Below are 23,124 nucleotides of genomic sequence, written 5' to 3'. Positions count from 1 at the left end.
TTTCAAATATTTAAAATTATTTAGAAGAAAAGTGAAATAATGCATAATATAAAACCGGTTTATACAACTGAAAGAATCGCAGATCATCTGTTGCGTGATCAATATTGGTCTAATTATTTTATACGGTATAAGCCTGATGTATTGACAACTCATCGGTTATCTTTTGATATCACCGAGTTAAATCCTAATGCACAGGAAGTTGCTCGTTGGGCGCTAGGCGAATGGTCTAAAGTTGTAGATCTTACTTTCGAGGAGACCTCTATCCATTCTGATATTAAATTCATCAGTTCCAATAATGGATATGTTTGTACTCCTCGATATGATTCTAGATATTTCATGGAAATTAATTTTGATAAAGCAGACGTATGGAGATATGGCATAGGGAAAGGAACGATTTTATCGCATAATGCACTGCATGAAATTGGACATGCGCTAGGGTTGATGCATCCAGGTTCATATAATGGTGGTTATCCGGTATATGGAGTTGATAATGATTATGAGAATGATTCCTTTTTGACTTCCGTTATGTCTTATTTTATGCCACAAGATAGTATGATGGATGCTTCTTTCGGTTACTGTGCTACGCCAATGGTTTCTGATATTGTCGCTGTGCAAAAAATATATGGTGCACCTAAGGGATCGCTGGGAAATAATATTTACAAAATTGAGGTTCAACAAAAGGATAGTCCTTTTATTCAAACAATTTACGATTCAGGCGGTGATGATTTATTAGATTTAACATTGATAGGAGGGGTTAAAAATTACATTGATCTCAATACGGAATCTTGGTCTAGTATTGGTGGATATGAGAAAAATATGACAATCGCACAGCACACTGTTATAGAATCAGTTGTTGGTAGCAGTGGTAATGACGTTGTAATTGGTAATAGTGCGAATAATGTTTTCTTTGAATCTTCTGGCAATGATGTTTTCGATGGATCGAGTGGATTGGATACATTTTTCTATTACGCGCCAAGTTATTTGTACAAAATTTACCGTTTTGAAAATGCAATTATTGTTTATGATGCGAACGAGCATAAACAAGATTTTCTCTCAGATGTTGAGAGGTTGCGTTTTGCGGATCAATGTATCGATTCCGTTAATGTAAAACAAAGATCTATTTTGGAATACACTGCATCTTATGAAGATCTTATACAAGTTATAGGACAAGATGTTTTTGAATCAATGAAACATTTTTATGAATTTGGTTTGTCCGAAGGACGGGATATTACTTTTGATTCATATTTATATCTTGGCAGTTACGATGATTTACGGAATGTCTTTGGTTCTGATAGGGGTGCTGCAGCTCGACACTATATTACACATGGAGTGAAAGAAGGGCGAAATCCAGATGCGTTTAAGGCTCTAGAATATATTGCATCACATGAAGATTTGATAAATGCATTTGCTGATGCACCAGATCTTGTTCAAGTCGGGAAAGATCATTTTTCCAATTTTGGTTGTGAAGAAGGTCGTTTTGTTACTTTTGATTCATATTTATATCTTGGCAGTTACGATGATTTACGGAATGTCTTTGGTTCTGATAGGGGTGCTGCAGCTCGACACTATATTACACATGGAGTGAAAGAAGGGCGAAATCCAGATGCGTTTAAGGCTCTAGAATATATTGCATCACATGAAGATTTGATAAATGCATTTGCTGATGCACCAGATCTTGTTCAAGCTGGGAAAGATCATTTTTCCAATTTTGGTTATGAAGAAGGTCGTTCTATTACTTTTAATCCAGATTTATATCTGACTAGTTACGATGATTTATGGAATGTCTTTGGTTCTGATAGGAGTGCTGCAGCTCAACACTATATTACGCATGGGATGAAAGAAGGTCGTGCTTTGGGAATATCTGGTATGCAGTTTAAGTCTGTTATGAATTTATCAGAAAAATCGCGTGATAAAGCTGATTTATCTCTTTCGTTCGACCATAAAAAAGTAGATTTATATACAGATTACTTTGGAGACGGGAATTATTATGATAGTGATTTATATTCTATGCATGATATAAATCATGATTTTTCCTGATAGATATGAAATTGATTATTATTGTTTTATTCGTTTGCAAAGGTTGGAAATTATACATGATTGGCATTGTGGTTTCCGAGCCTTGCAGACGTATCGCCCGTGTAAAACAAGCCAATAGTGTGCATTATATTGATGTTTAGGGGGAATAATACGCAACAGAGATTGTTCAACCTTATTGGGGGTTTTTCCAGGTGCTAGTCCAATTCTATTGGAAATGCGAAATATATGGGTATCTACGCCGATGGTCGGTATTCCAAAAGCCATGGATAAAATAACATTAGCGCCTTTTCGTCCTATTCCGGGTAATCGTGTTAGCCCTTCTAATGTTTGAGGTATTTTATTATCAAATTCATTGATGAGTATATGGGATAAAGAGATAATATTTTCTGATTTTTTTCGATAGATACCAATAGTTCTTATATAATTTTGGAGTTTTTTTTCTCCTATCGCGAGCATTTTTTGAGGGGTATCAGCTATCTCAAATAGGTGCTTTGTCGCTTTATTTACATTGACATCTGTGGATTGTGCTGATAGCAGAACTGCCACAATCAGCGTAAAATGATTGACGTAATATAATTCTCCTTTGGGCGAGGGCCATTTTAGAGAAAAAAGATAAAAAATCTCTTCTAATTCTTTGGGAGTATATAAACACCCTAAGGGGCTATTTCCTTGATAGCTATCGCTTTTTTTTGATGAAACCATCATAGTTCCCATCTACTGTAATAAAGAAAGAACGACTCCACAATTACTATAGTTAAAAAATATCAGTAATACTTTTGAGAACAATGAGAACAAACAGCCATGACGAGATTATATTTATGTTTTATCAAAGTTTATCATTCAATTTCCCTCGGTTTTTAGGAAGCATGAAAGCAGGCATATTGCCTCTAAATCCTAAAGAATCCGCATCATTTTCTTGTATATCCTGCTGTAATTTCGATATCTTTTCTGATTCTTTTAGTGGAATATGCGATTTTTGAGAGGAGTAATTTTTCTTTCGACGATCAAATCCTGTTGATTTTTGGGGGATAGGGTTATTTTTTCTAGCATGATTGTGTTGTGCTATATCTATTTTTTCTAGAGGAGGATTTAAACTCGATAGATCCCCATTGAGCCAATCGACTTTTTTTTCTATAAGCTTTTCAATGGCATCAATATGTTTAATGTCCTCTTTTGCGACTAGAGTAAAGGCTTTGCCATGGCGTCCTGCGCGTCCTGTTCGTCCAATTCTATGAATATAATTTTCAGCTCGATTAGGAACATCAAAGTTGAACACATGTCCGACATCAGGGATATCTAGTCCACGAGCCGCTAGATCAGAAGCAACCATTAGCTGAATAGTTCCTTCTTTAAAATTACTTAATATTTTCATGCGGGATCTCTGATCTATGTTTCCATGAATGGCACAAACTGAAAATCCTTGCTTTTCTAGTGAGTGACAAAGATTCACAACATTCTTTTTTTGATTACAAAAGATGATACCATTTTTCATGGTATCTTGCGATTGTAATAATTGTTGTAGGAGGGCACATTTTTTAGAATATTGCGCATATGTAGCAACAAAACAGTGTTCTATAGTTTCGGCAGTTGAAGAAGGTGTATTTACTTCAATGCGTTTGGGATTCTGCAGAAAATTTTCAGATACTTTCTGAAGCTCATCTGTCATAGTAGCGGAAAACAAAAGGGTTTGACGGGTAAAGGGTACTAGACTCGTGATATTCTGAATATAGGGTATAAAACCCATATCGAGCATTCTATCGGCTTCATCGATTACGAGGATTTCAATATTGTTCATTAATAACTTTCCTCTGTTAAAATGATCCAATATTCTACCGGGGGTGCATATCAAGACATCTGCACCTCTTTCTAACTTTTTGTTTTGTGCCTCGAAAGGAATGCCTCCGATGAGAAGAGCAACAGTTAAATTATAATTCTTCCCATATTTTTCAAAATTATCCGCAACTTGTGCTGCGAGTTCTCTCGTTGGTTCCAATATTAGGGTGCGAGGCATACGGACACGAGCTCTACCTTTTTCAAGGATAGTCAGCATCGGCAACACGAAAGACGCTGTTTTCCCTGTACCCGTCTGTGCTATACCACACACATCGTGTCTTTGAAGAACCAAAGGGATAGTTTTAATCTGTATAGGTGTAGGCTTTACATACCCAGCATCTAAAACAGCACAAACAACCTTCGGACTTAGACCAAGGTCAGCAAAATCCATAAAAAAGCTCTATAAAAATCACAAAAATCCAAAATTCTCCTAGAAAGAAGCTAGCTTTATCGTATCTTGAAAACAATCAATATGCAAGACTTGATAATCCTGATAAAAGAAAAAGATAGAATAATAGGTTAACCAATATATCAAATTTTATTTTTTTTAATTTGCTATTGTTTTTTGTTCATACCAGAAAAATTATCGAACGTATTGTTGATAATTTTAGAAATATTGGAGAAAAATACCACAGCTTCCTATCACGGATTCTTCTTTACCAGTGCCGATCTCGGAATTAATAGGGGGTATTAATAATAGATACAACTTGAATTATGTTACAATCCAAGCCTTTTTGACGTAACTTTGAGAGTTCTTTTTGTACTCTAGAATCAAAATCTTATCACGAGGTTTAACAAGATATCCTGCATCTATCAATTCCTACTTAATATATTGAAGTATCATTTTTCTCGGTACTGTTGGTGAACAGCTAATGTATCTCTATGTTTATCGAGGGCATTAATATATTTTTACTATATTAAATATAGTAGCAATTTTTTAAATTATTTCTTCTTTACAAAGAATATTTTTTCGTATCAGGCTTTAATATTAGAGACTTTTCTTTTTGACTAGAACATAATTACAGACTTAATTTTTTTTATTTTATTTCTGAAGTTGCTATAAGCAATGTCTATTAGATTCATGTTTTTATTTCCATGATAGTATTTTATCGCAAATTAGATCTGCATGACATAACATCATAATAATTTCGGTGTTTTTGCCATTTTTAAATATCATTTCCAATATGCCTTATTTTTCTTAATAGATAATAATTTTTCAGTTCCACGCAAGATTGTCGGTGTATCTCTACAGAAAAAAATTATAGGGAATTATAGTCATGCAGCCGATTACATTTTTTCAAATTGCATCGCAGCATGCAAATTGGTTGTCCGAGCGTCAGAAGATCGTATCTGAAAACATCGCTAATGCTAGCACTCCAAATTATCGTGCTAAAGATATAAGCTCTTTTGAGACGATTCTTAACCAAAATTTCTTGATGGCTCGAACGCATGAAACACATTTAAAGGAGTCAGATTCTAGTGGACTACATTGGAATGCACATGTTATTGAGGCGCCATTAGATCAGACGACAGGGGTGCAAGTATCTGGAAATACAGTAGGAATAACGAACGAATTATACAAATCTGGACATATTAAGTATTTGTATGAATTAAATACTAAATTGATAAAGAAATTGAATTCTATGGTGATGCATGTGGTAAGGGGATAAGATTATGGATTACTTAATTGCGTCTGCTCATATTGCAAACTCAGGATTGGCAGTGCAGTCGGCGCGAATGCAAATCATATCTGAAAATATTGCTAATGCTCGTACTACTGGTGATACTCCTGGTTCTGATCCATATCGACGCAAGACTATTTCTTTTGAGGAAGTAATGCATGGGAGCGGTGGTGTTCGTGTCAAGAAAATAGGTGTAGATCAATCCACTTTTGTTGAAGAATTTGATCCTGGACATCCTGTTGCAAATGCGAGTGGCATTGTGAAATATCCTAATGTCAATGTGCTTGTTGAGACAGCAGATATGAGAGAAACCAATCGGTTATATATGGCTAACCTTCAGACAATAAAGCAGTCACATGACATGATGACTACAACGTTGGATCTTTTGAGAGATTGATGATGATTGAACAAATTCAAGGCACAAATAGTTTTATTTCTCATACTGATACTATTGGGATGCGATATGATTTTACACAAAATTCAAATGAAGAAGGTGGTAGTTCTCCTATTAGTTTTTCTGCCTTATTGCAAGATATGGCTAAAGGAGCGATTGGAGATATGGAGAAAGCAGAGAATGTTTCTCTTGCCGCTTTGCAGGGTAAAACATCTATGAGAGAGGCGGTAGATCATATTATGCAGGCCGAACGAACTTTAAATTTATCAATAGCTTTGCGGGATAAAATCCTTTCGGCTGTTTCGGAAGTTTCTAAAATGCAGATATGATATATAATAACTGATAGGGATTGTGAAAATGAAAGCATTTATGATCGCAGCAGCTGGTATGTCTGCGCAGCAGACAAATCTTGAAATCATCGCCAATAATATCGCTAATATTAATACTACAGGCTATAAAAGAGCACGTGCGGAGTTTGCTGATTTTCTTTATCAAGCAGAAAAAGTAGCAGGTTCTCCGAGTCAGTCTGCAGATAAAGCTGTGGTTCCAGAAGGCATTAGTATAGGAAGTGGTGTACAGATTTCATCTGTACGTAATGTTTATACCCAGGGAGAAGTTGTGCATACTGGCAATAATCTGGATCTTGCATTAGTCGGGCGTGGTTGGTTTCAGGTAGAAACTCCGGATAAAACAGTTATGTATACACGAGCTGGCTCTTTTAATATAGATTCTAAAGGACAATTGGTTACTGCTGATGGCAATACTTTAGTGCCTGGGATTGTGATACCTGAAGAGACTAGAGAAATAAAGGTTTCCAGATCTGGTCAAATTCTAGCTGTAACGGGGAAAAACTCTGATTTTCAACCTGTAGGACAATTGCTTATTGCTAATTTTATTAATGAAGCAGGATTGCGTAACATTGGTGATAATCTTTTAGCAAGAACGTCTGTATCAGGCGATCCGATCATATCGAATCCTGATGATATTGGTTTTGCACATGTTAAACAGGGTTATTTGGAAGCATCTAATGTTGATGCCGTAAAGGAAATTTCTGAAATGATATCAGCTCAGCGTGCCTACGAGATGAATTCCAAAGTGATAGAGGCCGCTGATGAGATGTCTTCTTTAATTACTAAGATGAGATAACCAGTTGGAGATTAGACATGGATTGTGTGAGATTCTTACTCTTTTTTTCTCTCTATGTGCTTTCTTTGGATAGTTTATTTGCTAGTGTAATAGGTCATGCTGTTGTTCCTTCTGTCGTTATTAATGCGGGAGAAGTATTAAATGAATCTCGACTCAAAGAGATGCAAGTTACAAATTCGAATATTCGAGGAAATTACGCACATTCCATCAAAGATGTTGTGGGACTTGTCACGCGACGTGTTTTACTACCAGATCATGTCATACCTCTGTCAGTATTGCACCGTCCTTATGTCATCTCTCGTGGTGCTAAAGTTCGAATCATTCTCACCCAAGGAAATATGACAATATCTACCGCTGGTATTGCGCTTTCTGATGCAAGTATTGGAGATGTTATTGCTGTCAAAAATATTGATACTGGGGTCATGGTTTCTGGAAGTGTGGTAGATACCGGCACAGTTCGTGTTGTAGTAAAATGATTTTTCGTATAGCTTTTTTGATTTTTTCTCTTATTGGGTTGCATGAGATATCAGCACAGGTTGTATCTCGTATAAAAGATGTTGTTTCCCTACAATCAGGTAGGGATAATCAGCTGATAGGGTATGGTCTCGTTGTGGGGCTTCAAGGAACAGGTGATAGTTTGCGTTCATCACCTTTTACAGAACAATCGATGCGTTCTTTATTACAAAATCTTGGTATATCGACTCCAGGGGGTAGGTTAGGATCCAAAAATGTGGCTGCGGTTATGGTGACAGCCAATTTACCTCCTTTTGCTAGTCCTGGTAGCCGTATTGATGTATCAATTAATTCGTTAGGGGATGCTTCTTCTTTACGTGGTGGAATATTAGTGATGACATCTCTTTTAGGAGCTGATGGTAATATTTACGCAGTGGCGCAAGGATCGGTAGTTGTTTCAGGATTGTTTGTTAAAGGACAATCTTCTTCCTTTATGGAAGGTATATCTACGGGTGGAAAAATTGTTAATGGCGCAATTGTTGAGAGAGAATTACCCAAAAAGTTTAAGGATTCTGCGGATCTTATTCTGCAATTACGTAATCCAGATTTTTCTACTGCTATACGGATTGCTGATCAAATTAATTCTTACTCGTTAAATCGTTTTAGTAGACCCATTGCAGAAGCGTATGATTCACGAACGGTGAAAGTTTCTAAGCCTACGAATATTGATTTAACTAGATTAATGTCTGAAGTTGAAATGCTGACGGTAGAGACCGATACGCCTGCTAGAGTTATTATAAATGAACGAACCGGTACGATTGTAATCGGGGACAATGTCAGAATTTCTAAAGTTGTTGTGAGTTATGGAAATTTAACGGTACAGATTACTGAAAATGAACAAGTTGTTCAACCAAATGCTTTTTCTTCCAATGGAAGCACTGTAACTCAAAATAATACAGATCTTAAAGTATCTGATAATAAAGGATCTTTTTCTTTGATCGATGCTCCTGATCTCAATAGTCTTATATCGGGGATGAATAGCATAGGATTGAAGACAGATGGGATTATTTCTATTCTTCAAGGCATTAAAGCAGCGGGCGCCCTTCAATCAGAGATTATAATTCAATGATACTTCTGCCGATTATTTATTATTATAAAAAGCGAGATATGTTATCACAACTCTTATTTTTACTATTTTTCTTCTTACAAGGTTTTGCTAATCAGAGTTATGGGGATCCTACTCTTGTAGACAGAGAAATTCAGCAATATTGTACTAATGTTATTGATTCAGTACGAGAACGTGACTATTTGTCGCAAAAAAAAGTATTAGAAGATCTACAGAAAGATATAGAACAGCGCGTAATATTATTAGAAAACCATAAAAAAGAATACAACTTATGGTTTCAGAAATATGATAGTTTTATTATGTCATATAACAAAAATATTTTAGATATTTATAAAAAGATGGATTCGGATTCTGCTGCTCTTCAGTTAGAGCAAATAGATCCGGATATATCTTCTCATATCCTCATGCGACTTTCTCCACGTCAGTCCAGCTTAATTATGTCTAAAATGAATCCCAAGTCAGCGACCATGATTACCAATGTTGTGGCTAATATGCTTAAATTTAAGAAATTAAAAAGATCTTCGTGATGTATCGCTATTCGTTCATTGTTTTATGCTATTCGTCGTTACTATTTGGTTGTCATAGCAGTATTTCTGAAATTACTGGTATTCCACAGATGAGTCCCATGGGTTCATCTTTAGATGAAAATAATCGTATGCCTTTTCTCGGCATTGATTTTAAAAATTCCGATTCAACGAAGAAAAGTTATTCTTTATGGAGAGATTCTCATGCTGCTCTTTTTAAAGATTCTCGTGCTCTCAATGTAGGTGATATTTTAACGGTGGATATCCGGATCGATGATCAAGCCGTTTTTGATAATCAAACAGGGCGTAGCCGTAATAATTCTTTGCATAGAAAGTTATCGGGAGGGTTTTCCCTTTTTGGACAACAAACACCTCAAATGAATGGTAATCTCAATTACGATGGTGGAGGTGCTTCTTCAGGCAAAGGATCTATCAGCAGAGCGGAGAAATTAAATCTTTTGATAGCGGCTATTGTTACAGCAATATTAGAAAATGGGAATCTTATCATTAGCGGTTCGCAAGAAGTACGTGTCAATGATGAAATTCGCAGTCTCAATGTGACTGGAATCGTACGACCTCAGGATGTTGATGCACATAATAGTGTTTCTTACGATAAGATTGCCGAAGCAAGAATTTCTTATGGTGGAAAAGGACGTACAACAGAATTATTACGACCTCCTATCGGACATCAGTTAATTGAGAATCTTTCCCCACTCTAAGATTAAGGTCTTAAATATATGTCATACGATGATACAACCTCGCAATATATTCGTGGTAATCAACATAAGCTTTTTGTTACATGGTTTGTAGTGTACACATTCATTGGAATATTTTGTGGCTGGCTAGGTGGGATTGTAATGCTTTTCCTTTTTGCTGGGCAGAAAGAGGAAAAATATCAAAAATTTATACTGAACAATTTTTATGATAATAGTGTACGTTCTGTCCATACAGGTGACACGATTTCTCTAAAAAAGTTGCAAATATTTTCTCTTCAACCCATTATAACAAATTTTGATTCATCGCCTAAAGATTGGTTAAGATTAGATATCGCATTGATTTGTAAAGACATACCAGACAAGGTTTTTCTAGAAACTCTTCATCAAGATATCATGGCGTATATACGCACTGTGTCTATCAAGCAAATAACGGGTGCTCAAGGTTTTCGATATTTCAAGGAGGATATTGAAGAGCGTGTGAAACTACGTTCACAGGGTTTTGTATCAAGTGTTATATTCAGGACATTTATAATCGCATGATTAGATACTGTTTTTTTGCATTGTTTTTAGTGACACCAGAATTAGTTTTTGCGAAATCGTCTCTACATGATGTTATGAATATCCCTGCTGATTTGTCTATTTCTACTTGGATCGTGAGAACCTTTGGGATTTTTACTATTTTGTCAATCGCTCCGATTCTTCTCATTATGGTTACTTGTTTTCCAAGGTTTATCATCGTTTTTTCAATACTGCGAACGGGAATGGGAATGGGATCTGTTCCTCCTAACCTTGTTATAATCAGCCTTGCACTATTTATGACTTTCTATGTGATGTCTCCAACTTTAGATCGTTCAATAGAAATGGGAATACAGCCTTTAATGAACAATCAAATCACTGAAACGACAGCCATTCAACGTGTTGCTGAACCATTTTGGGTATTTATGAGAAATAATACTAGGGAAAAAGATTTGTCCCTTTTTATGGATATGGCTCATAGTTCTCATAGAAATACAGATATCACGAAAAATGATCATATCGAATATAGAATTTTGATACCGTCTTTTATGATTTCGGAGCTTCGACGCAGTTTTGAAATTGGTTTCCTTATTATTTTGCCATTTTTGATTATTGATATGATTGTAGCTACCATTGTTATGGCTATGGGAATGATGATGTTACCCCCAACGTCGATATCGTTGCCATTTAAAGTTATTTTCTTTGTTTTAATTGACGGTTGGAGTCTTTTAGTGGAAAATCTAGTGAAATCTTTTATTTGATTTGGATCATAAAACTAGTTTGAACATATTTCACGTATTTTAGTAATACTTGATATATGTAATTTTGATGTGCAAGCATGCCCGCGCAACGTGAAAAAAACTATTAGTGTAAGAGATAAAAATGAATGGTTTCTGATCATTCTATCTCTTTATAATAAGCTCGAATCCTCTTACTTGAAACGGTAAGTGTTTTCACGAATACCGAAATATTTTTTGAATTTTGGAGATAAGATTAATAATTCTCAGATGATTGCTTTGGGGTCTTTTGTAGCCATGCTGGAATAGAATCTAGTTCTATCAACTCTTGAAATGTCATACGAGGGCGTATGATATGAAACTGAGAACCGTTGACCATGATTTCAGGAATTAATAGTCTCGAATTATATGTTCCAGATTGAACGGCTCCATAAGCGCCAGTTTTTTCAATGTACAAGAGATCTCCTGGTCTAGGTAAAGCAATTTTACGATTGAGAGCTATAAAATCACCTGTTTCGCATATGGGTCCTACTATGTCTGCATGGATATGCAAGCGATCTCCTGCTGGATTAACGATATAGTTTATCTCATGGTAAGCATCATAAAGAGTAGGGCGCATAAAATCATTCATGGCGACATCTAAGATGACAAAAGTTTTATCGGCACTCTTTTTTATACTGATTACTTTAGTGACCAATATCCCTACATCAGCAACTAAGAATCTTCCAGGTTCTAGGATAATTTTACATTGTAAGTTCCCGAAATATTGATGGATCAGAGATGCATAATCAGAAGAAGAAGGAGGACGGTGATCACTATGGTAAGCAATTCCCAAGCCACCTCCAACATCTATATGTTGGATATTATGTCCATTAGATCGGAGTTGTTGTGTGAGATCACGCAATAATTTAAATGCTTTGTGAAAAGATTCAATCTGATCTATTTGACTGCCTATATGCATATCAACCCCTGATATTTTTACGCCTGGGAGAGTACTCGCGTAAGCATAAAGGGAGTGTATTTGATGAATAGGAATGCCAAATTTATCTTCTTTTTTCCCTGTGGATATTTTTTTATGAGTATTCGCATTTATATCGGGATTAACACGAAAAGCAATAGGGGCTTTTTTCCCTAACGATACAGCACGTTGATTCAAAGTTTTTAATTCAGATTCCGATTCAACATTGAAGCAATATATCCCTGACTGAAGAGCTAGATCTATTTCGTCAATTGTTTTTCCAACTCCTGAAAAAACGATTCTTTCTGCTGGAACTGGAGCAGCCAAAGCGCGACGTAACTCACCTTCAGAAACTATATCTAATCCGGATCCTAAGTGCGCGAGAGTTTTAATTACGGCTTGATTAGAGTTTGCTTTCAAGGCATAACAAACCATTGTATCCATGCCGTCAAAAGCATTAGAGAATGTAAGGTAGTTCTTTTCTATAGCAGTTGTAGAATAGCAATAGAAAGGTGTTTGGACAACATGAGCAAGTTTTTCAAGTGAAACATTCTCTGCATGCAATGATCCCTCAAAGTATTTAAAAGCACTCATGGTTGCATAGTCTTGAAAGAATAATTACTTGATTTAGGATGTGTAGGATCACTTTTACGTCCGCAACTACTGTACGTAGTGCTCAAAACAACATAAGTCAAGAAAATACTTAATCGTAGTAAGGTCAGGTGCATTATGGCCATCCATGGATAATTCGTAGTACATGTATTTAATATTTCATATTTTTTTAGGTATATTCTGGATTCGATTTCTCCAATAAGTAACTTGTTTCAAGACTTCCGCGGCGCAAGTTCCTCCAAAGCTTTTGCGACTTGATATTGATGACTCAACCTTGAGAATATCATAAACAGCAGATGTAATAACAGGGCTGATTTGTTGTAGCATTGCCAAGGGTAATTTTGCAAGTTCACATTGATTCTTTTCTGCTAATGAGACAGTGCATCCTGTTATATAATGGGCTTCTCGAAAAGGTAATCCAGCATGGCTTACTAACCAGTCTGCGAGATCTGTAGCAGTAGAATGACTTTTAGTAGCAGCTTCCTGTAAGCGATCTTTGTTTACTGTAAGGTCTTCAATCATTGCGCTTATAGCTAGAATGATAATTTGTAAGGTTTCTAAAGCATCAAAAACAGGTTCTTTATCTTCCTGCATGTCCTTAGAATAAGCTAAGGGTAATCCTTTCATGATTGTTAATAGAGATAATAGTGCTCCATTAATACGGCCTGTTTTTGCACGCACTAATTCTGCTCCATCAGGATTTCGTTTTTGTGGCATGATTGATGAGCCGGTGGAGAAAGCATCTGACAATCTGACAAAATTGAATTGCGGCGTTGACCAAAGAATTATTTCTTCGGCTAACCGCGACATATGCATAGCGCAGATAGCGGAATGCGAAAGGCATTCTAAGATAAAATCACGATCTGAGACGCTATCAATGGAGTTGCGTGTTGGTTCTCTAAACCCAAGTTCTTTGGCTGTGAAGTGACGATCTATAGGAAAGCTAGTGCCGGCTAGAGCCGCTGCTCCCAAAGGACACTCATCGAGGCGTTCGATAGAGTCAAAAAATCTTGAAATATCACGTCCAAACATTTCTACATATGCCATACAATGATGCCCAAAAGTTACAGGTTGTGCCGTTTGTAAATGGGTAAATCCAGGCATAATGGTATTATGATGTTCTTCTGCTTTATCCAAAAGAATGGTGAGCAGTTTTTTTAAGTCATTTGTGATTTCTAGGGTTTTTTCTTTGATCCATAATCTTAAGTCTAAAGCCACTTGATCATTTCGTGATCGTGCAGTATGCATCTTGCCTGCAATTGATCCAATTAACGAGGTTAGTCTTGCTTCAATATTCATGTGAATATCTTCAAGATCACGTGAGAATACAAATGAGCCATCCACAATTTCAGCACGAATCACCTTTAATCCCTCTATGATTTTTTGAGCCTCTTCTGAGGATATTATCCCTTGTTTTGCTAACATAGTGGTATGCACTTTAGAGCCTAGAATATCTTGCTCAAAGAGTTTTTTGTCGAAATCAATGGAAACATTTATTTTTTCCATAATCCAACTAGGACTAGAAGAAAATCGACCTCCCCACATTTGATTGACTTCATTGGATTTTATTTTTTTGCTCAATATTAGGTTCTCCATTTAAGCTTATTACGTGGAAGCATTGCATTATATCAGAGCATTTATGCTATAGCTCTTTATAAGATTAAAAGTTACAGATTTTTTTCTATTTCTGGTAAAATTTTAAAAATATCTCCAACAATGAAATAATCAGAAATTTTGAAAATAGGAGCGTTTTCATCTGTGTTTATGGATACAATCACTTTAGAATCTTTCATACCTGATATATGTTGAATAGCACCGGATATTCCTGCTGCAATATAAAGCTCTGGGGATACTGTGACTCCCGTTTGTCCGATTTGCCAGTCATTAGGTGCGAAACCTGCATCTACCGCATCGCGAGTAGCTCCTATAGCTGCTCCGAGTTTTTTCGCTAATGGAAGAAGTAATTTGTGAAAATTTTCCATAGAGCCGAAAGATTTTCCTCCTGATATGACAATTTTTGCGGAAGAGAGATCCGTTGGGCTGAGGGAGGTCCTTTCTTCTTTAATGAAACGTGTGTTAGAAATGTATTTCTCTAGAACTTCCGCAGAAATTTTGTGAATAGAAGCAACTTTTTCTGCTTTTGGTGCAGGTGGAAATGCTATCGCACGGATTGTTATAATTTGATAAGTATCAGTTGTTTCAATGGTTTGAATAATATTTCCCGTATATGATGGTCTTTTAAAGATTTTAGGAGAGATAATTTCAATGACTTCAGATACTTGCATGACATCTAACATGGCGGCAACGCGCGGCAATATATCTTTCCCCATTGCATTGGCAGAAGCCATGATTGTTTTGTAATCTCTTGCAATGGAAACGACAAAATCGCTGACAGGACCGGCAAGTTTGTGTCGAAAAATGGTGCTTTGCGCAACAATAACTTGAGTAACGCCCTGGATTCTTGCGGCTTGTTGAGCAATATTTTCAATATTATCTCCTAAGACTAACACATGGATATCATGACTGATCTTTTGAGCAGCTGTGACGATTCTTGCGGTTTGTTCTGATAAATTTTCTTGATTATAATCCGCCAATAAAAGTACTGGCATGTCACAATAAGTCATGTTTACTCTTCAATATTTCAATGAGTTTTGTAGTAGAATATAGCCTTAAGCCCTTTCTTTCTGCTCGATTTTCTTCGAATCTGAGAACTTTTAGACGAGGTGTCAAGTCGATTGCAAAATCAGTGGCTTTTTTCTTTTCAATACGTTTTTTACGTGCCTTAATGATATTTGGCAAAGAGATATAACGAGGTTCGTTGAGATTAAGATCTACTGTGATCACTGCCGGTAAGGGGGTTTCCATAGTCATAGTGCCATGACCTACTTCACGGGTGACGATTGCGTGGTTGTCAATAATCTTTATATTGGAAACGAATGTCGCTTGAGGCCATCGCATTAATGCTGCCAACATTTGTCCGGTTTGATTTGATTCATTGTCAGTAGTTTGTTTGCCAGCAATGACTATTATGGGATTTTCCTTTTTTACTATCTCACGAAGAATTTTTGCTATCGACAATGGTTCAAGCGTTTCATTGCTTTCAATAAGGATACCTCTATCTGCTCCCATAGCCAAAGAATTTTTGAGAACTTCTTCAACTTTGCAGGATCCTATGGACACTACTATAACTTCAGTTGCTATTCCTTTTTCTCTTAACTGTAGGGATTCTTCAAGTGCGATCTCATCAAAAGGGTTCATTGATATCTTCGTATTTTCTGTCTCAATACCAGAGTAATCATTTTTTATACGTACCTTCGTATTGTAATTTATGACCCCTTTAATAGGTACGAGTATCTTCATATGCAGGTTCCATAGTGATTAAATTGGCGAGCACTTTCTATCTATAGATATATACAATTCATTCATAAACTAGACGGTTTTTTCATGATTTCTTATGAAAGAGATGCATGTTTGCAGATAAACATTGACGATGAGAAGTGCGCTGTTAGTAATGTACTCCTATCTTTTTCATTCTAGTGAAATTCTATGTTTAAGTAAAGGGATGAAAAAATCATATTTTTCACGTGAAATTACGGGATATTTTCTTTAATTTTAGGTATGGTATTTGAGAACATATATTTACGGTATGGTAAAGTGAGGCATCGCATATTATCTTCTGTATTTTGACTTCAAGCTGTTGTATAATTTTAAAAGGTTGTAATATGAATTAAACTAGTAACTATAGCTAACAAACGTGTAGAACTTACATGAAAAAGGTTCAGTTATAGTGCTTTTCTCTTAAAAAATGATTGTGGCAATTGATCAACAAGAGGATAGTTGTGTTTTTTATATAGGTATTTTGTCATCGCATGCCAATCCAATGAATGGAGCACTTAGATGCGAGAATATTTTTGCATCGTCTTTGATATTATTTATGATGCTATTGAGCATTTTGTGGAAGAAGATGGCTGGGCTATGGCTAGTCATATTTCACTCTCAGCGTTGTTGTCGGTATTTCCATTTATAGTGTTTGGTGCAAATTTAGCTGGTTTTTTAGGGGCACATCAGTTCGTGCCAACTGTTATTGATGTTGTTTTTGGTGCGTGGCCTGAAGTGATTGCAAAACCGATTACGGACGAAATTTTGCAAGTATTGGCAGTGCCGGCCAAGGGACTGTTTACTATTTCGGCTTTAGCTGCGGCATATTTTTCCTCTAATGGCGTTGAGGCATTGCGCATTTCTCTTAATCGAGCGTATCGTGTAGTCGAAATGAGATCTTGGTATATCACTCGTTTGATAAGTTTTGGATATGTGCTTCTTGCATCTGTTACATTAGTTATAATGAGTTTTGTTTTTGTAGCGATTCCATTGGCATTGGCATATGTACGAAAATTTTTTCCTGCTTTGGGAAATCTTTTGCTAATAATCTGGAATGGGAGGATATATGCTACAATGTTGGCTTTATTTATCGGGCTTATTTTTGTTCATCTTTTTTTGCCCGCGGCAAAGAGTAAGATTATGAGTATTCTACCCGGAGTCATTTTTACATGGATTAGTTGGGTAGTAGGAGCCGTGTTATTTACACACTATATTGTCACTTTTTCCACATATTCTACAATGTATGCGGGCTTAGCTTCTATTATGACATGTTTAGTTTTTCTTTATATGTTGGGAGTTTTTTTCATTCTTGGTGCTGAGTTAAATGCTTCTATGATCATATATTATTGGCGTAAGAAGCCGTAATGCATAATTATTGAATTTTTGTGGGATCAAAATAAATTCAGGCTTTTTTTACGTACGCTTTTTAATGAGGTAAATAAAGAAAAAATAAGTAGTTTTATTTCTTTCGAGATATTTTTAGCATAGCTATGCTAGTAATAAAAGAGAGAAAAAAGCTTACAATGATGTTCCAAAATGCTAGAGATAATCCCAGAACATATAAGGTTGTTTTATTACAAGATGGGATATTTTCTTGTTCCATTTGTGTCAGTAGGTCTACCGTGCTTGTAATTGATTCAATCTTAGAATTATTCATGCAGATCGCATTTTTTTCCCATATCCCGCACTCAATTCCTACGTGAATCACGCTGATAGTCATATTAAAAAACATCAGCAGTCCGAGTGTCATCAGTAATAAACGAGTACTCCAATATGAGTTGTGGTTTCGGGTGGATAGATCTGCTACTAGAGCAATCAGAAATCCAAAATAATAAATTTTTTGTTCTTGTATACAAAGATCACAAGGGGGATATCCTCCAACGTGCTGAATCATTAAAAAGCAAACAATTACTCCCGAAATGTTTAACAAGATGATTCTTGGGAGTGGTATATTTGCTAATGTGGATAATAACGATTTAATCACTGTGAGTATTCTCCAATTCAAGAATGTTGCCCAAGCATGTAACCAGTAGGTTAGATATTATTTGATAAAAACATCAATGTGATAGTATTTGCACTATAATGATACTAAAAAAAGCATAGGAAATAAGAAAATACTATTATTTTCTTGATATAAAAATTGAAATTTAATGACAATTACAATGTAAATTCTTTGACAAAATAGGAAGGTAATATTTGATCGCAGTTAAAAGGTTTTTAACAGCAGATATTATGTGGTTATATTCTACAAGAGAAGATTTTTTTTCAGTGTTCACATTGAATTAAACCAGAGACTTTTGGTTCTCAGTCAAGTGTGCTACCAAGTTGAGCTACTCCCCGACGGGTATAGACCACTTGTGTGATAGGATTAAGAGTACTTTAATTGTCGTATTTTCCTGATGAAAATGTCAAAAGAAAAGAAAAATTATTTCCTACATTACTCATAAAATTAAGTAGATTGTATGATATCTATTTTTTTTAAATTATGAATGCTCTTGGATGATGATATGATCAAGGTAACATTACTATTGAAGAAGTAATCAGATAGATTTTAATGGTAATTGCAAAATAAGAATTTTTAAATTTCGACATTGGTAAACGTGTAGTAAATAGGTCGTTGCAGATGGGCATAATATTTGAAAATATGAAAGAATGAACAAGATGGGTTCATTGAAAAAGGTTCGAAAGGCGGTTTTCCCTATTGCGGGTTTGGGGATGCGTTTTTTTCCTATTTCTAAGGTGATTCCTAAAGAAATGTTAGCGATAGTCGATAGACCTGTTATCCAATATGTTATAGAGGAAGCCTTGGAAGCTGGATTAACAGATTTTGTGTTTGTTACGGGGCGTGGGAAAGGTTTGATCAAGGATTATTTTGATATTCAATTTGAACTGGAACAATCCCTCAGAAAACGCAATAAAAAAGCGGAATTAACCTTGCTCGCAGAATCTATTCCTTCGATTGGGAATGCTGTATTTACGTGGCAATATGAGAGGAAGGGATTGGGGCATGCGGTATGGTGTGCGCGAAATATTATTGGAGATAATCCCTTTGCTTTGTTGCTTCCTGATATGATTATGTCTCCTTTAGAAGGAGAAAATTGTATGGCCAATATGATCAAATTATATGAAAAAGAAGGTGCAAACATTTTAGCTGTTTCAGAATGCGATCCTCAATTATCTTGTAAGTATGGGATGGTTCAGGTGGGTAAAGCAATCGATCATCAAGTTTTTCATATATCCGATATGATTGAGAAGCCAGATTCTAGCACGTTTATTTCAAATTTTTTTATTAATGGTCGTTATATTTTACATCCCGATATTTTCAGCATTTTGAATGATTGGAAGGAAAACGAAGGTAAGGGTGAAATTCAGCTTACGGATTCTATGCGCAAGTTATCTGAAAGACACGATTTCTTGGCATATCATTTCAAAGGGCATACATATGATTGTGGCTCGAAAAAAGGATTCGTTTTGGCAAATATCGCTTTCGCTCTTGCAAGACAAGATATTCGTTCTGATATAGAAACTGATTTGAAAACGCTTGTATCTGCATTAAAATAATAGATACTACCGACATTATGTATGATGAAAGATGATGAACAAGATATTTTAAGGTACGATTTGTTTGTAAATAACAGTAGGATAGTCTTACTAAGTAGCTTCTTTCTTTTGATTCTTAAAATATTTAATACGCTGGAATTAGGTTTTAAGGTATAGGAATTGGATATTTGAAAAATGTGTGATGTTTCTTCCGAATTGGCTGCAGATGTATACTGTGAAAGTGTTATATCGGTAAAGCATTATACAGACAGGTTGTTTCGTTTTTGTATAACACGTCCGAAGAGTTTCCGTTTTCGATCTGGTGAATTTGTCATGCTTGGTCTCATAGTCAATGGAAGACCGATATTTCGTGCTTACTCTATTGCTAGTCCTTGTAGGGATGATAAGTTAGAGTTTTGCTCTATAAAAGTGGACAAAGGATTTTTTACAACGTATCTTCAGAATATTCAGCCTGGCGATACTATCTTGTTGCATAAAAAATCAACAGGGGATTTAATCCTAGATTCGTTGATTCCTGGAAATCGATTATATTTATTCTCTATGGGAACGGGTATTGCTCCTTTCGCTAGCATGATTCGTGATCCTGAGACATATAAAAAATTTGATGAAGTTATAATTACGCATACATGTGGTAGGGTTGCTGAATTGCAATATGGGATAGATGTGATGCACGAAATATCTCAAGATGAGATTTTAAAAGATTTGATTGGTCAGAAGCTTAAATTTTATAGGACAGTTACCCAAGAAGATTATTTATACAAGGGTCGCATTACTAATCACATATTATCGGGGGAATTCTATCGTAATATGGGTCTTTCTCCATTAAATCCCGATACTGATCGGATAATGATTTGTGGATCTCCGACCATGGTGGTGGATATGAAAGATTTGTTGATAGCAAAAAAATTTAGGGAAGGGTCTAATAGTAGACTTGGGACTTTCAAACATTGCTTTTGACATATTCGTTCTGATATAGAAACTGATTTGAAAACGCTTGTATCTGCATTAAAATAATAGATACTACCGACATTATGTATGATGAAAGATGATGAACAAGATATTTTAAGGTACGATTTGTTTGTAAATAACAGTAGGATAGTCTTACTAAGTAGCTTCTTTCTTTTGATTCTTAAAATATTTAATACGCTGGAATTAGGTTTTAAGGTATAGGAATTGGATATTTGAAAAATGTGTGATGTTTCTCCTAAGTTGCCTGTGAATGTATACTGTGAAAGTGTTATATCGATAAAGCATTATACAGATAGGTTGTTTCGTTTTTGTATCACACGTCCGAAGAGTTTCCGTTTTCGATCTGGTGAATTTGTCATGCTTGGTCTCATGGTCAATGGAAGACGGATATCTCGTGCTTATTCTATGGCTAGTCCTTGTTGGGACGATAAATTAGAATTTTTTTCTATAAAAGTGGAGCAAGGTCCTCTGACAACGCATCTTCAGAATATTCAGCCTGGCGATACTATCTTGTTGCATAAAAAATCAACAGGGACTTTAGTTCTAGATGCGTTGATTCCTGGGAATCGATTATATTTATTCTCTACGGGAACGGGTATTGCTCCTTTCGTTAGCGTGATTCGTGATCCTGGAACATATGAAAAATTTGATGAGGTTATAGTCACACAGACATGTCGCCAAGTTGTTGAATTGCAATATGGAATAGATGTGATGCACGAAATATCTCAAGATGAGATTTTAAAAGATTTGATTGGTCAGAAGCTTAAATTTTATAGGACAGTTACCCAAGAAGATTATTTATACAAGGGTCGCATTACTAATCACATATTATCGGGGGAATTCTATCGTAATATGGATCTTTCTCCATTAAATCCCGATACTGATCGGATAATGATTTGTGGATCTCCGACCATGATAGTGGATATGAAGGATTTGCTGATAGCAAAAAAATTTAGGGAAGGGTCAAATAGTAGACCTGGGACTTTTGTTGTAGAGCGCGCCTTTTCCTTATAGGGAAGATGTGATTCTCGTGTTTTGATTATTTCATTTTTTACGCAATGGGATTTTAAACACCAAATAAGCGTAGATTATTGATATTACAGAAGATAATATGATTCCTATTTTTGCTTTTTCTTGCAGATTATTGGCATTTGGAAAAGCTTGTAATGTTAAAAATAAGCTCATTGTGAAGCCTATTCCGCATAGGATAGATCCTCCATATAGTAGACACCAATTGGTGTCTTTGGGAAGCTTTCCCCATCCGATTTTGACGGTAGAAAAAGCAAATAAAAAAATACCTGACTGTTTTCCGAGGAAGAGTCCTAGCATTACTCCCCATACGATGGGATCCGAGATATCTGTATAGGGTATTGTAGATATGGTTAAGCCAGTATTAACAAATACAAATGCCGGCAATACAAGAGGCATAACCCAAGATTTTAGTCCATCTCCCAGTAAGTAAAATGATATTCTATTGCTTGGTGAGTGGTAGTTCTTTATATCAGGTAAAAGAAGAGCCATAATAACTCCAAATACTGTTGTGTGTATCCCTGATTTAAATATTGAATGCCATAAGAAAAACCCTAGGAATCCATATATAAAGAGGTTGGTAAACCCACAACGATTTAATAAAAAAAGTAAAAAAATTAGTGTTATTGCAACTTGTAATGCGAATAAATTGAGGCTTTGCGTATAAAATATTGCCATGATAGCAATAGCAGAAAAATCATCAATCATTGTGAGAGCTGTGAAAAATATTTTAAGAGAAGAAGGTATATTTGGTCCTATCCACGACAATATTCCTAATGTAAATGCAATGTCTGTTGCGGTAGGAATAGCCCATCCTTTTAGATAGATCTCTGTATGGCAATTAATAATCATGTATATGCAAGCGGGGAATGTTATTCCTCCTATGGCTCCCAATAAAGGAAGAGAGCGTTTTGTCCAACTGGATAATTCTCCATGAATAAGTTCATGTTTGAGTTCTAATCCAATCATGAAGAAGTAAAGTATCATTAGAATATCATTAACCCAGTCCCTTAGGGTAAGGTTGGCGATTTTATATTCTAAAGCATCAAAATAATATGCAGAAGAGAACGATATATTGGCAAGGATCATTGTTATGAAAGTTGTGCTGATCAACAAAATGCCAGTGAAATTATCTCGGTATAGGAAGAATTTATTTTTGGTCAATGACCGCTTTGCTAAAAGATAAAGATGACTCATAAAACCGTGCCAACAATCCATGATAGAGTTATGTAAACGATAGGTGAACTGCATACTGTGCACAATTTATTATGCAAAAGTTCAGCAATTTACAAGGCTTAAGGGATCAGATAACGCAATGCGTTACTTTCTTCTTTTTTAAATTGCGCAATTATAATGATTGGGATATTATATACTCATTCGCATAAATTCAATGCTTTTCAAAAGTATAAACGTGGTGTAAGAGTCACGAAGCTAGTGGTAGTTCCATGGTATT

The 23,124-nt window shown here is 35.7% G+C and carries 23 protein-coding genes; 15 read left to right on the top strand and 8 right to left on the bottom strand.

Annotated elements, in window-relative coordinates; all coding sequences use genetic code 11:
* Positions 1–39: 39 nt before the first annotated feature.
* Positions 40–2,037 (top strand): M10 family metallopeptidase C-terminal domain-containing protein, encoded by a 1,998-nt coding sequence (locus tag CD16_RS01295; RefSeq protein WP_012778603.1) that lies wholly within the window; start codon positions 40–42, stop codon positions 2,035–2,037.
* An 18-nt stretch (positions 2,038–2,055) separates the two neighbouring features.
* Here CD16_RS01295 and nth read toward each other — a convergent pair whose 3' ends face one another.
* Together nth and CD16_RS01275 are read right to left on the bottom strand one after the other, a co-directional pair.
* On the bottom strand, positions 2,056–2,742 hold the full coding sequence (gene nth, locus CD16_RS01280; RefSeq protein WP_015452345.1) for an endonuclease III: 687 nt from the start codon (positions 2,740–2,742) through the stop codon (positions 2,056–2,058).
* Between the two features lie 121 nt (positions 2,743–2,863).
* Entirely contained in the window at positions 2,864–4,261 is a 1,398-nt protein-coding gene (locus CD16_RS01275) for a DEAD/DEAH box helicase (protein WP_012778601.1), read from the bottom strand.
* Positions 4,262–5,147: 886 nt separating this feature from the next.
* On the opposite strand from CD16_RS01275, the gene flgB reads away from it, so the two are divergent.
* From flgB to fliP, 10 genes are read left to right on the top strand one after another with little or no spacing between them, the layout of a single operon-like run.
* Positions 5,148–5,540 carry a flagellar basal body rod protein FlgB gene (flgB, locus tag CD16_RS01270; RefSeq protein WP_012778600.1) on the top strand — a complete coding sequence of 131 codons (393 nt, stop codon included), beginning with the start codon at positions 5,148–5,150 and terminating at the stop codon, positions 5,538–5,540.
* Between the two features lie 4 nt (positions 5,541–5,544).
* Positions 5,545–5,949 carry a flagellar basal body rod protein FlgC gene (gene flgC, locus CD16_RS01265; RefSeq protein ID WP_012778599.1) on the top strand — a complete coding sequence of 135 codons (405 nt, stop codon included), beginning with the start codon at positions 5,545–5,547 and terminating at the stop codon, positions 5,947–5,949.
* Positions 5,949–6,275: a flagellar hook-basal body complex protein FliE gene (gene fliE / locus CD16_RS01260; RefSeq protein ID WP_012778598.1), complete on the top strand. Its 327-nt coding sequence runs from the start codon at positions 5,949–5,951 to the stop codon at positions 6,273–6,275. Before flgC ends, fliE begins: the two co-directional genes overlap by 1 nt.
* Positions 6,276–6,303: 28 nt before the next feature.
* On the top strand, positions 6,304–7,092 hold the full coding sequence (gene flgG, locus CD16_RS01255; RefSeq protein ID WP_012778597.1) for a flagellar basal-body rod protein FlgG: 789 nt from the start codon (positions 6,304–6,306) through the stop codon (positions 7,090–7,092).
* A gap of 17 nt (positions 7,093–7,109) precedes the next feature.
* Positions 7,110–7,568 (top strand): flagellar basal body P-ring formation chaperone FlgA, encoded by a 459-nt coding sequence (flgA, locus tag CD16_RS01250; protein ID WP_012778596.1) that lies wholly within the window; start codon positions 7,110–7,112, stop codon positions 7,566–7,568.
* On the top strand, positions 7,565–8,674 hold the full coding sequence (locus tag CD16_RS01245; RefSeq protein ID WP_012778595.1) for a flagellar basal body P-ring protein FlgI: 1,110 nt from the start codon (positions 7,565–7,567) through the stop codon (positions 8,672–8,674). The genes flgA and CD16_RS01245 overlap by 4 nt, the downstream gene beginning before the upstream one ends.
* Entirely contained in the window at positions 8,671–9,198 is a 528-nt protein-coding gene (locus tag CD16_RS01240; RefSeq protein WP_012778594.1) for a MotE family protein, read from the top strand. Before CD16_RS01245 ends, CD16_RS01240 begins: the two co-directional genes overlap by 4 nt.
* Entirely contained in the window at positions 9,198–9,914 is a 717-nt protein-coding gene (gene flgH / locus CD16_RS01235; protein WP_012778593.1) for a flagellar basal body L-ring protein FlgH, read from the top strand. Before CD16_RS01240 ends, flgH begins: the two co-directional genes overlap by 1 nt.
* Before the next feature lie 18 nt (positions 9,915–9,932).
* The gene (locus tag CD16_RS01230; protein ID WP_012778592.1) at positions 9,933–10,451 is read left to right on the top strand and encodes a flagellar basal body-associated FliL family protein; all 519 of its coding nucleotides are present in this window, start codon (positions 9,933–9,935) and stop codon (positions 10,449–10,451) included.
* Positions 10,448–11,188 carry a flagellar type III secretion system pore protein FliP gene (gene fliP / locus CD16_RS01225; protein ID WP_012778591.1) on the top strand — a complete coding sequence of 247 codons (741 nt, stop codon included), beginning with the start codon at positions 10,448–10,450 and terminating at the stop codon, positions 11,186–11,188. Before CD16_RS01230 ends, fliP begins: the two co-directional genes overlap by 4 nt.
* Before the next feature lie 232 nt (positions 11,189–11,420).
* Here the strand turns inward: fliP and lysA are convergent, their stop codons facing one another.
* From lysA to CD16_RS01205, 4 genes are all read right to left on the bottom strand, one after another.
* Positions 11,421–12,716: a diaminopimelate decarboxylase gene (gene lysA, locus CD16_RS01220; protein WP_012778590.1), complete on the bottom strand. Its 1,296-nt coding sequence runs from the start codon at positions 12,714–12,716 to the stop codon at positions 11,421–11,423.
* Positions 12,717–12,893: 177 nt separating this feature from the next.
* Positions 12,894–14,330, bottom strand: coding sequence for an argininosuccinate lyase (gene argH / locus CD16_RS01215; RefSeq protein ID WP_045490160.1), 1,437 nt, complete (start codon positions 14,328–14,330; stop codon positions 12,894–12,896).
* Positions 14,331–14,401: 71 nt separating this feature from the next.
* Positions 14,402–15,358, bottom strand: coding sequence for an electron transfer flavoprotein subunit alpha/FixB family protein (locus tag CD16_RS01210; protein ID WP_012778588.1), 957 nt, complete (start codon positions 15,356–15,358; stop codon positions 14,402–14,404).
* Positions 15,345–16,094, bottom strand: coding sequence for an electron transfer flavoprotein subunit beta/FixA family protein (locus CD16_RS01205; RefSeq protein ID WP_012778587.1), 750 nt, complete (start codon positions 16,092–16,094; stop codon positions 15,345–15,347). Before CD16_RS01205 ends, CD16_RS01210 begins: the two co-directional genes overlap by 14 nt.
* A 537-nt stretch (positions 16,095–16,631) precedes the next feature.
* Here CD16_RS01205 and CD16_RS01200 point away from each other — a divergent pair.
* Positions 16,632–17,477, top strand: coding sequence for a YihY/virulence factor BrkB family protein (locus CD16_RS01200; RefSeq protein ID WP_012778586.1), 846 nt, complete (start codon positions 16,632–16,634; stop codon positions 17,475–17,477).
* A 94-nt stretch (positions 17,478–17,571) separates the two neighbouring features.
* Here CD16_RS01200 and CD16_RS01195 read toward each other — a convergent pair whose 3' ends face one another.
* Positions 17,572–18,096 (bottom strand): disulfide bond formation protein B, encoded by a 525-nt coding sequence (locus CD16_RS01195; RefSeq protein WP_012778585.1) that lies wholly within the window; start codon positions 18,094–18,096, stop codon positions 17,572–17,574.
* A 677-nt stretch (positions 18,097–18,773) separates the two neighbouring features.
* Between CD16_RS01195 and CD16_RS01190 the strand changes: the two genes are divergently transcribed.
* From CD16_RS01190 to CD16_RS01180, 3 genes are all read left to right on the top strand, one after another.
* On the top strand, positions 18,774–19,673 hold the full coding sequence (locus CD16_RS01190) for a UTP--glucose-1-phosphate uridylyltransferase (protein ID WP_012778584.1): 900 nt from the start codon (positions 18,774–18,776) through the stop codon (positions 19,671–19,673).
* A 174-nt stretch (positions 19,674–19,847) separates the two neighbouring features.
* A complete protein-coding gene (locus CD16_RS01185; RefSeq protein ID WP_040055284.1) occupies positions 19,848–20,630 on the top strand; it encodes a ferredoxin--NADP reductase in 783 nt (260 codons plus the stop codon).
* Positions 20,631–20,861: 231 nt separating this feature from the next.
* Positions 20,862–21,656, top strand: coding sequence for a ferredoxin--NADP reductase (locus CD16_RS01180; RefSeq protein WP_012778582.1), 795 nt, complete (start codon positions 20,862–20,864; stop codon positions 21,654–21,656).
* Between the two features lie 30 nt (positions 21,657–21,686).
* Here the strand turns inward: CD16_RS01180 and nhaA are convergent, their stop codons facing one another.
* The gene (nhaA, locus tag CD16_RS01175; RefSeq protein WP_031934781.1) at positions 21,687–22,868 is read right to left on the bottom strand and encodes a Na+/H+ antiporter NhaA; all 1,182 of its coding nucleotides are present in this window, start codon (positions 22,866–22,868) and stop codon (positions 21,687–21,689) included.
* Positions 22,869–23,124: the final 256 nt, after the last annotated feature.

Origin of the sequence: Candidatus Liberibacter asiaticus (assembly GCF_000590865.3) — a bacterium.
GTDB classification, from domain to species: Bacteria; Pseudomonadota; Alphaproteobacteria; order Rhizobiales; family Rhizobiaceae; genus Liberibacter; species Liberibacter asiaticus.
The sequence above is the reverse complement of the archived record's forward strand: the minus strand, read 5'-3'. Positions and strand labels throughout refer to the sequence as shown.

Excerpts from the sequence above, each read along its gene's own strand:
- lysA (WP_012778590.1), bottom strand. The coding sequence starts at position 12,716 with ATGAGTGCTTTTAAATACTTTGAGGGATCATTGCATGCAGAGAATGTT.
- flgA (WP_012778596.1), top strand. The coding sequence starts at position 7,110 with ATGGATTGTGTGAGATTCTTACTCTTTTTTTCTCTCTATGTGCTTTCT.
- CD16_RS01190 (WP_012778584.1), top strand. The coding sequence starts at position 18,774 with ATGGGTTCATTGAAAAAGGTTCGAAAGGCGGTTTTCCCTATTGCGGGT.
- argH (WP_045490160.1), bottom strand. The coding sequence starts at position 14,330 with ATGGAGAACCTAATATTGAGCAAAAAAATAAAATCCAATGAAGTCAAT.
- nhaA (WP_031934781.1), bottom strand. The coding sequence starts at position 22,868 with ATGAGTCATCTTTATCTTTTAGCAAAGCGGTCATTGACCAAAAATAAA.
- fliP (WP_012778591.1), top strand. The coding sequence starts at position 10,448 with ATGATTAGATACTGTTTTTTTGCATTGTTTTTAGTGACACCAGAATTA.
- CD16_RS01180 (WP_012778582.1), top strand. The coding sequence starts at position 20,862 with ATGTGTGATGTTTCTCCTAAGTTGCCTGTGAATGTATACTGTGAAAGT.
- CD16_RS01230 (WP_012778592.1), top strand. The coding sequence starts at position 9,933 with ATGTCATACGATGATACAACCTCGCAATATATTCGTGGTAATCAACAT.
- fliE (WP_012778598.1), top strand. The coding sequence starts at position 5,949 with ATGATGATTGAACAAATTCAAGGCACAAATAGTTTTATTTCTCATACT.
- flgG (WP_012778597.1), top strand. The coding sequence starts at position 6,304 with ATGAAAGCATTTATGATCGCAGCAGCTGGTATGTCTGCGCAGCAGACA.
- CD16_RS01240 (WP_012778594.1), top strand. The coding sequence starts at position 8,671 with ATGATACTTCTGCCGATTATTTATTATTATAAAAAGCGAGATATGTTA.
- CD16_RS01185 (WP_040055284.1), top strand. The coding sequence starts at position 19,848 with ATGTGTGATGTTTCTTCCGAATTGGCTGCAGATGTATACTGTGAAAGT.
- CD16_RS01245 (WP_012778595.1), top strand. The coding sequence starts at position 7,565 with ATGATTTTTCGTATAGCTTTTTTGATTTTTTCTCTTATTGGGTTGCAT.
- CD16_RS01210 (WP_012778588.1), bottom strand. The coding sequence starts at position 15,358 with ATGACTTATTGTGACATGCCAGTACTTTTATTGGCGGATTATAATCAA.
- CD16_RS01200 (WP_012778586.1), top strand. The coding sequence starts at position 16,632 with ATGCGAGAATATTTTTGCATCGTCTTTGATATTATTTATGATGCTATT.
- CD16_RS01275 (WP_012778601.1), bottom strand. The coding sequence starts at position 4,261 with ATGGATTTTGCTGACCTTGGTCTAAGTCCGAAGGTTGTTTGTGCTGTT.
- flgC (WP_012778599.1), top strand. The coding sequence starts at position 5,545 with ATGGATTACTTAATTGCGTCTGCTCATATTGCAAACTCAGGATTGGCA.
- nth (WP_015452345.1), bottom strand. The coding sequence starts at position 2,742 with ATGATGGTTTCATCAAAAAAAAGCGATAGCTATCAAGGAAATAGCCCC.
- CD16_RS01205 (WP_012778587.1), bottom strand. The coding sequence starts at position 16,094 with ATGAAGATACTCGTACCTATTAAAGGGGTCATAAATTACAATACGAAG.
- flgB (WP_012778600.1), top strand. The coding sequence starts at position 5,148 with ATGCAGCCGATTACATTTTTTCAAATTGCATCGCAGCATGCAAATTGG.
- CD16_RS01295 (WP_012778603.1), top strand. The coding sequence starts at position 40 with ATGCATAATATAAAACCGGTTTATACAACTGAAAGAATCGCAGATCAT.
- flgH (WP_012778593.1), top strand. The coding sequence starts at position 9,198 with ATGTATCGCTATTCGTTCATTGTTTTATGCTATTCGTCGTTACTATTT.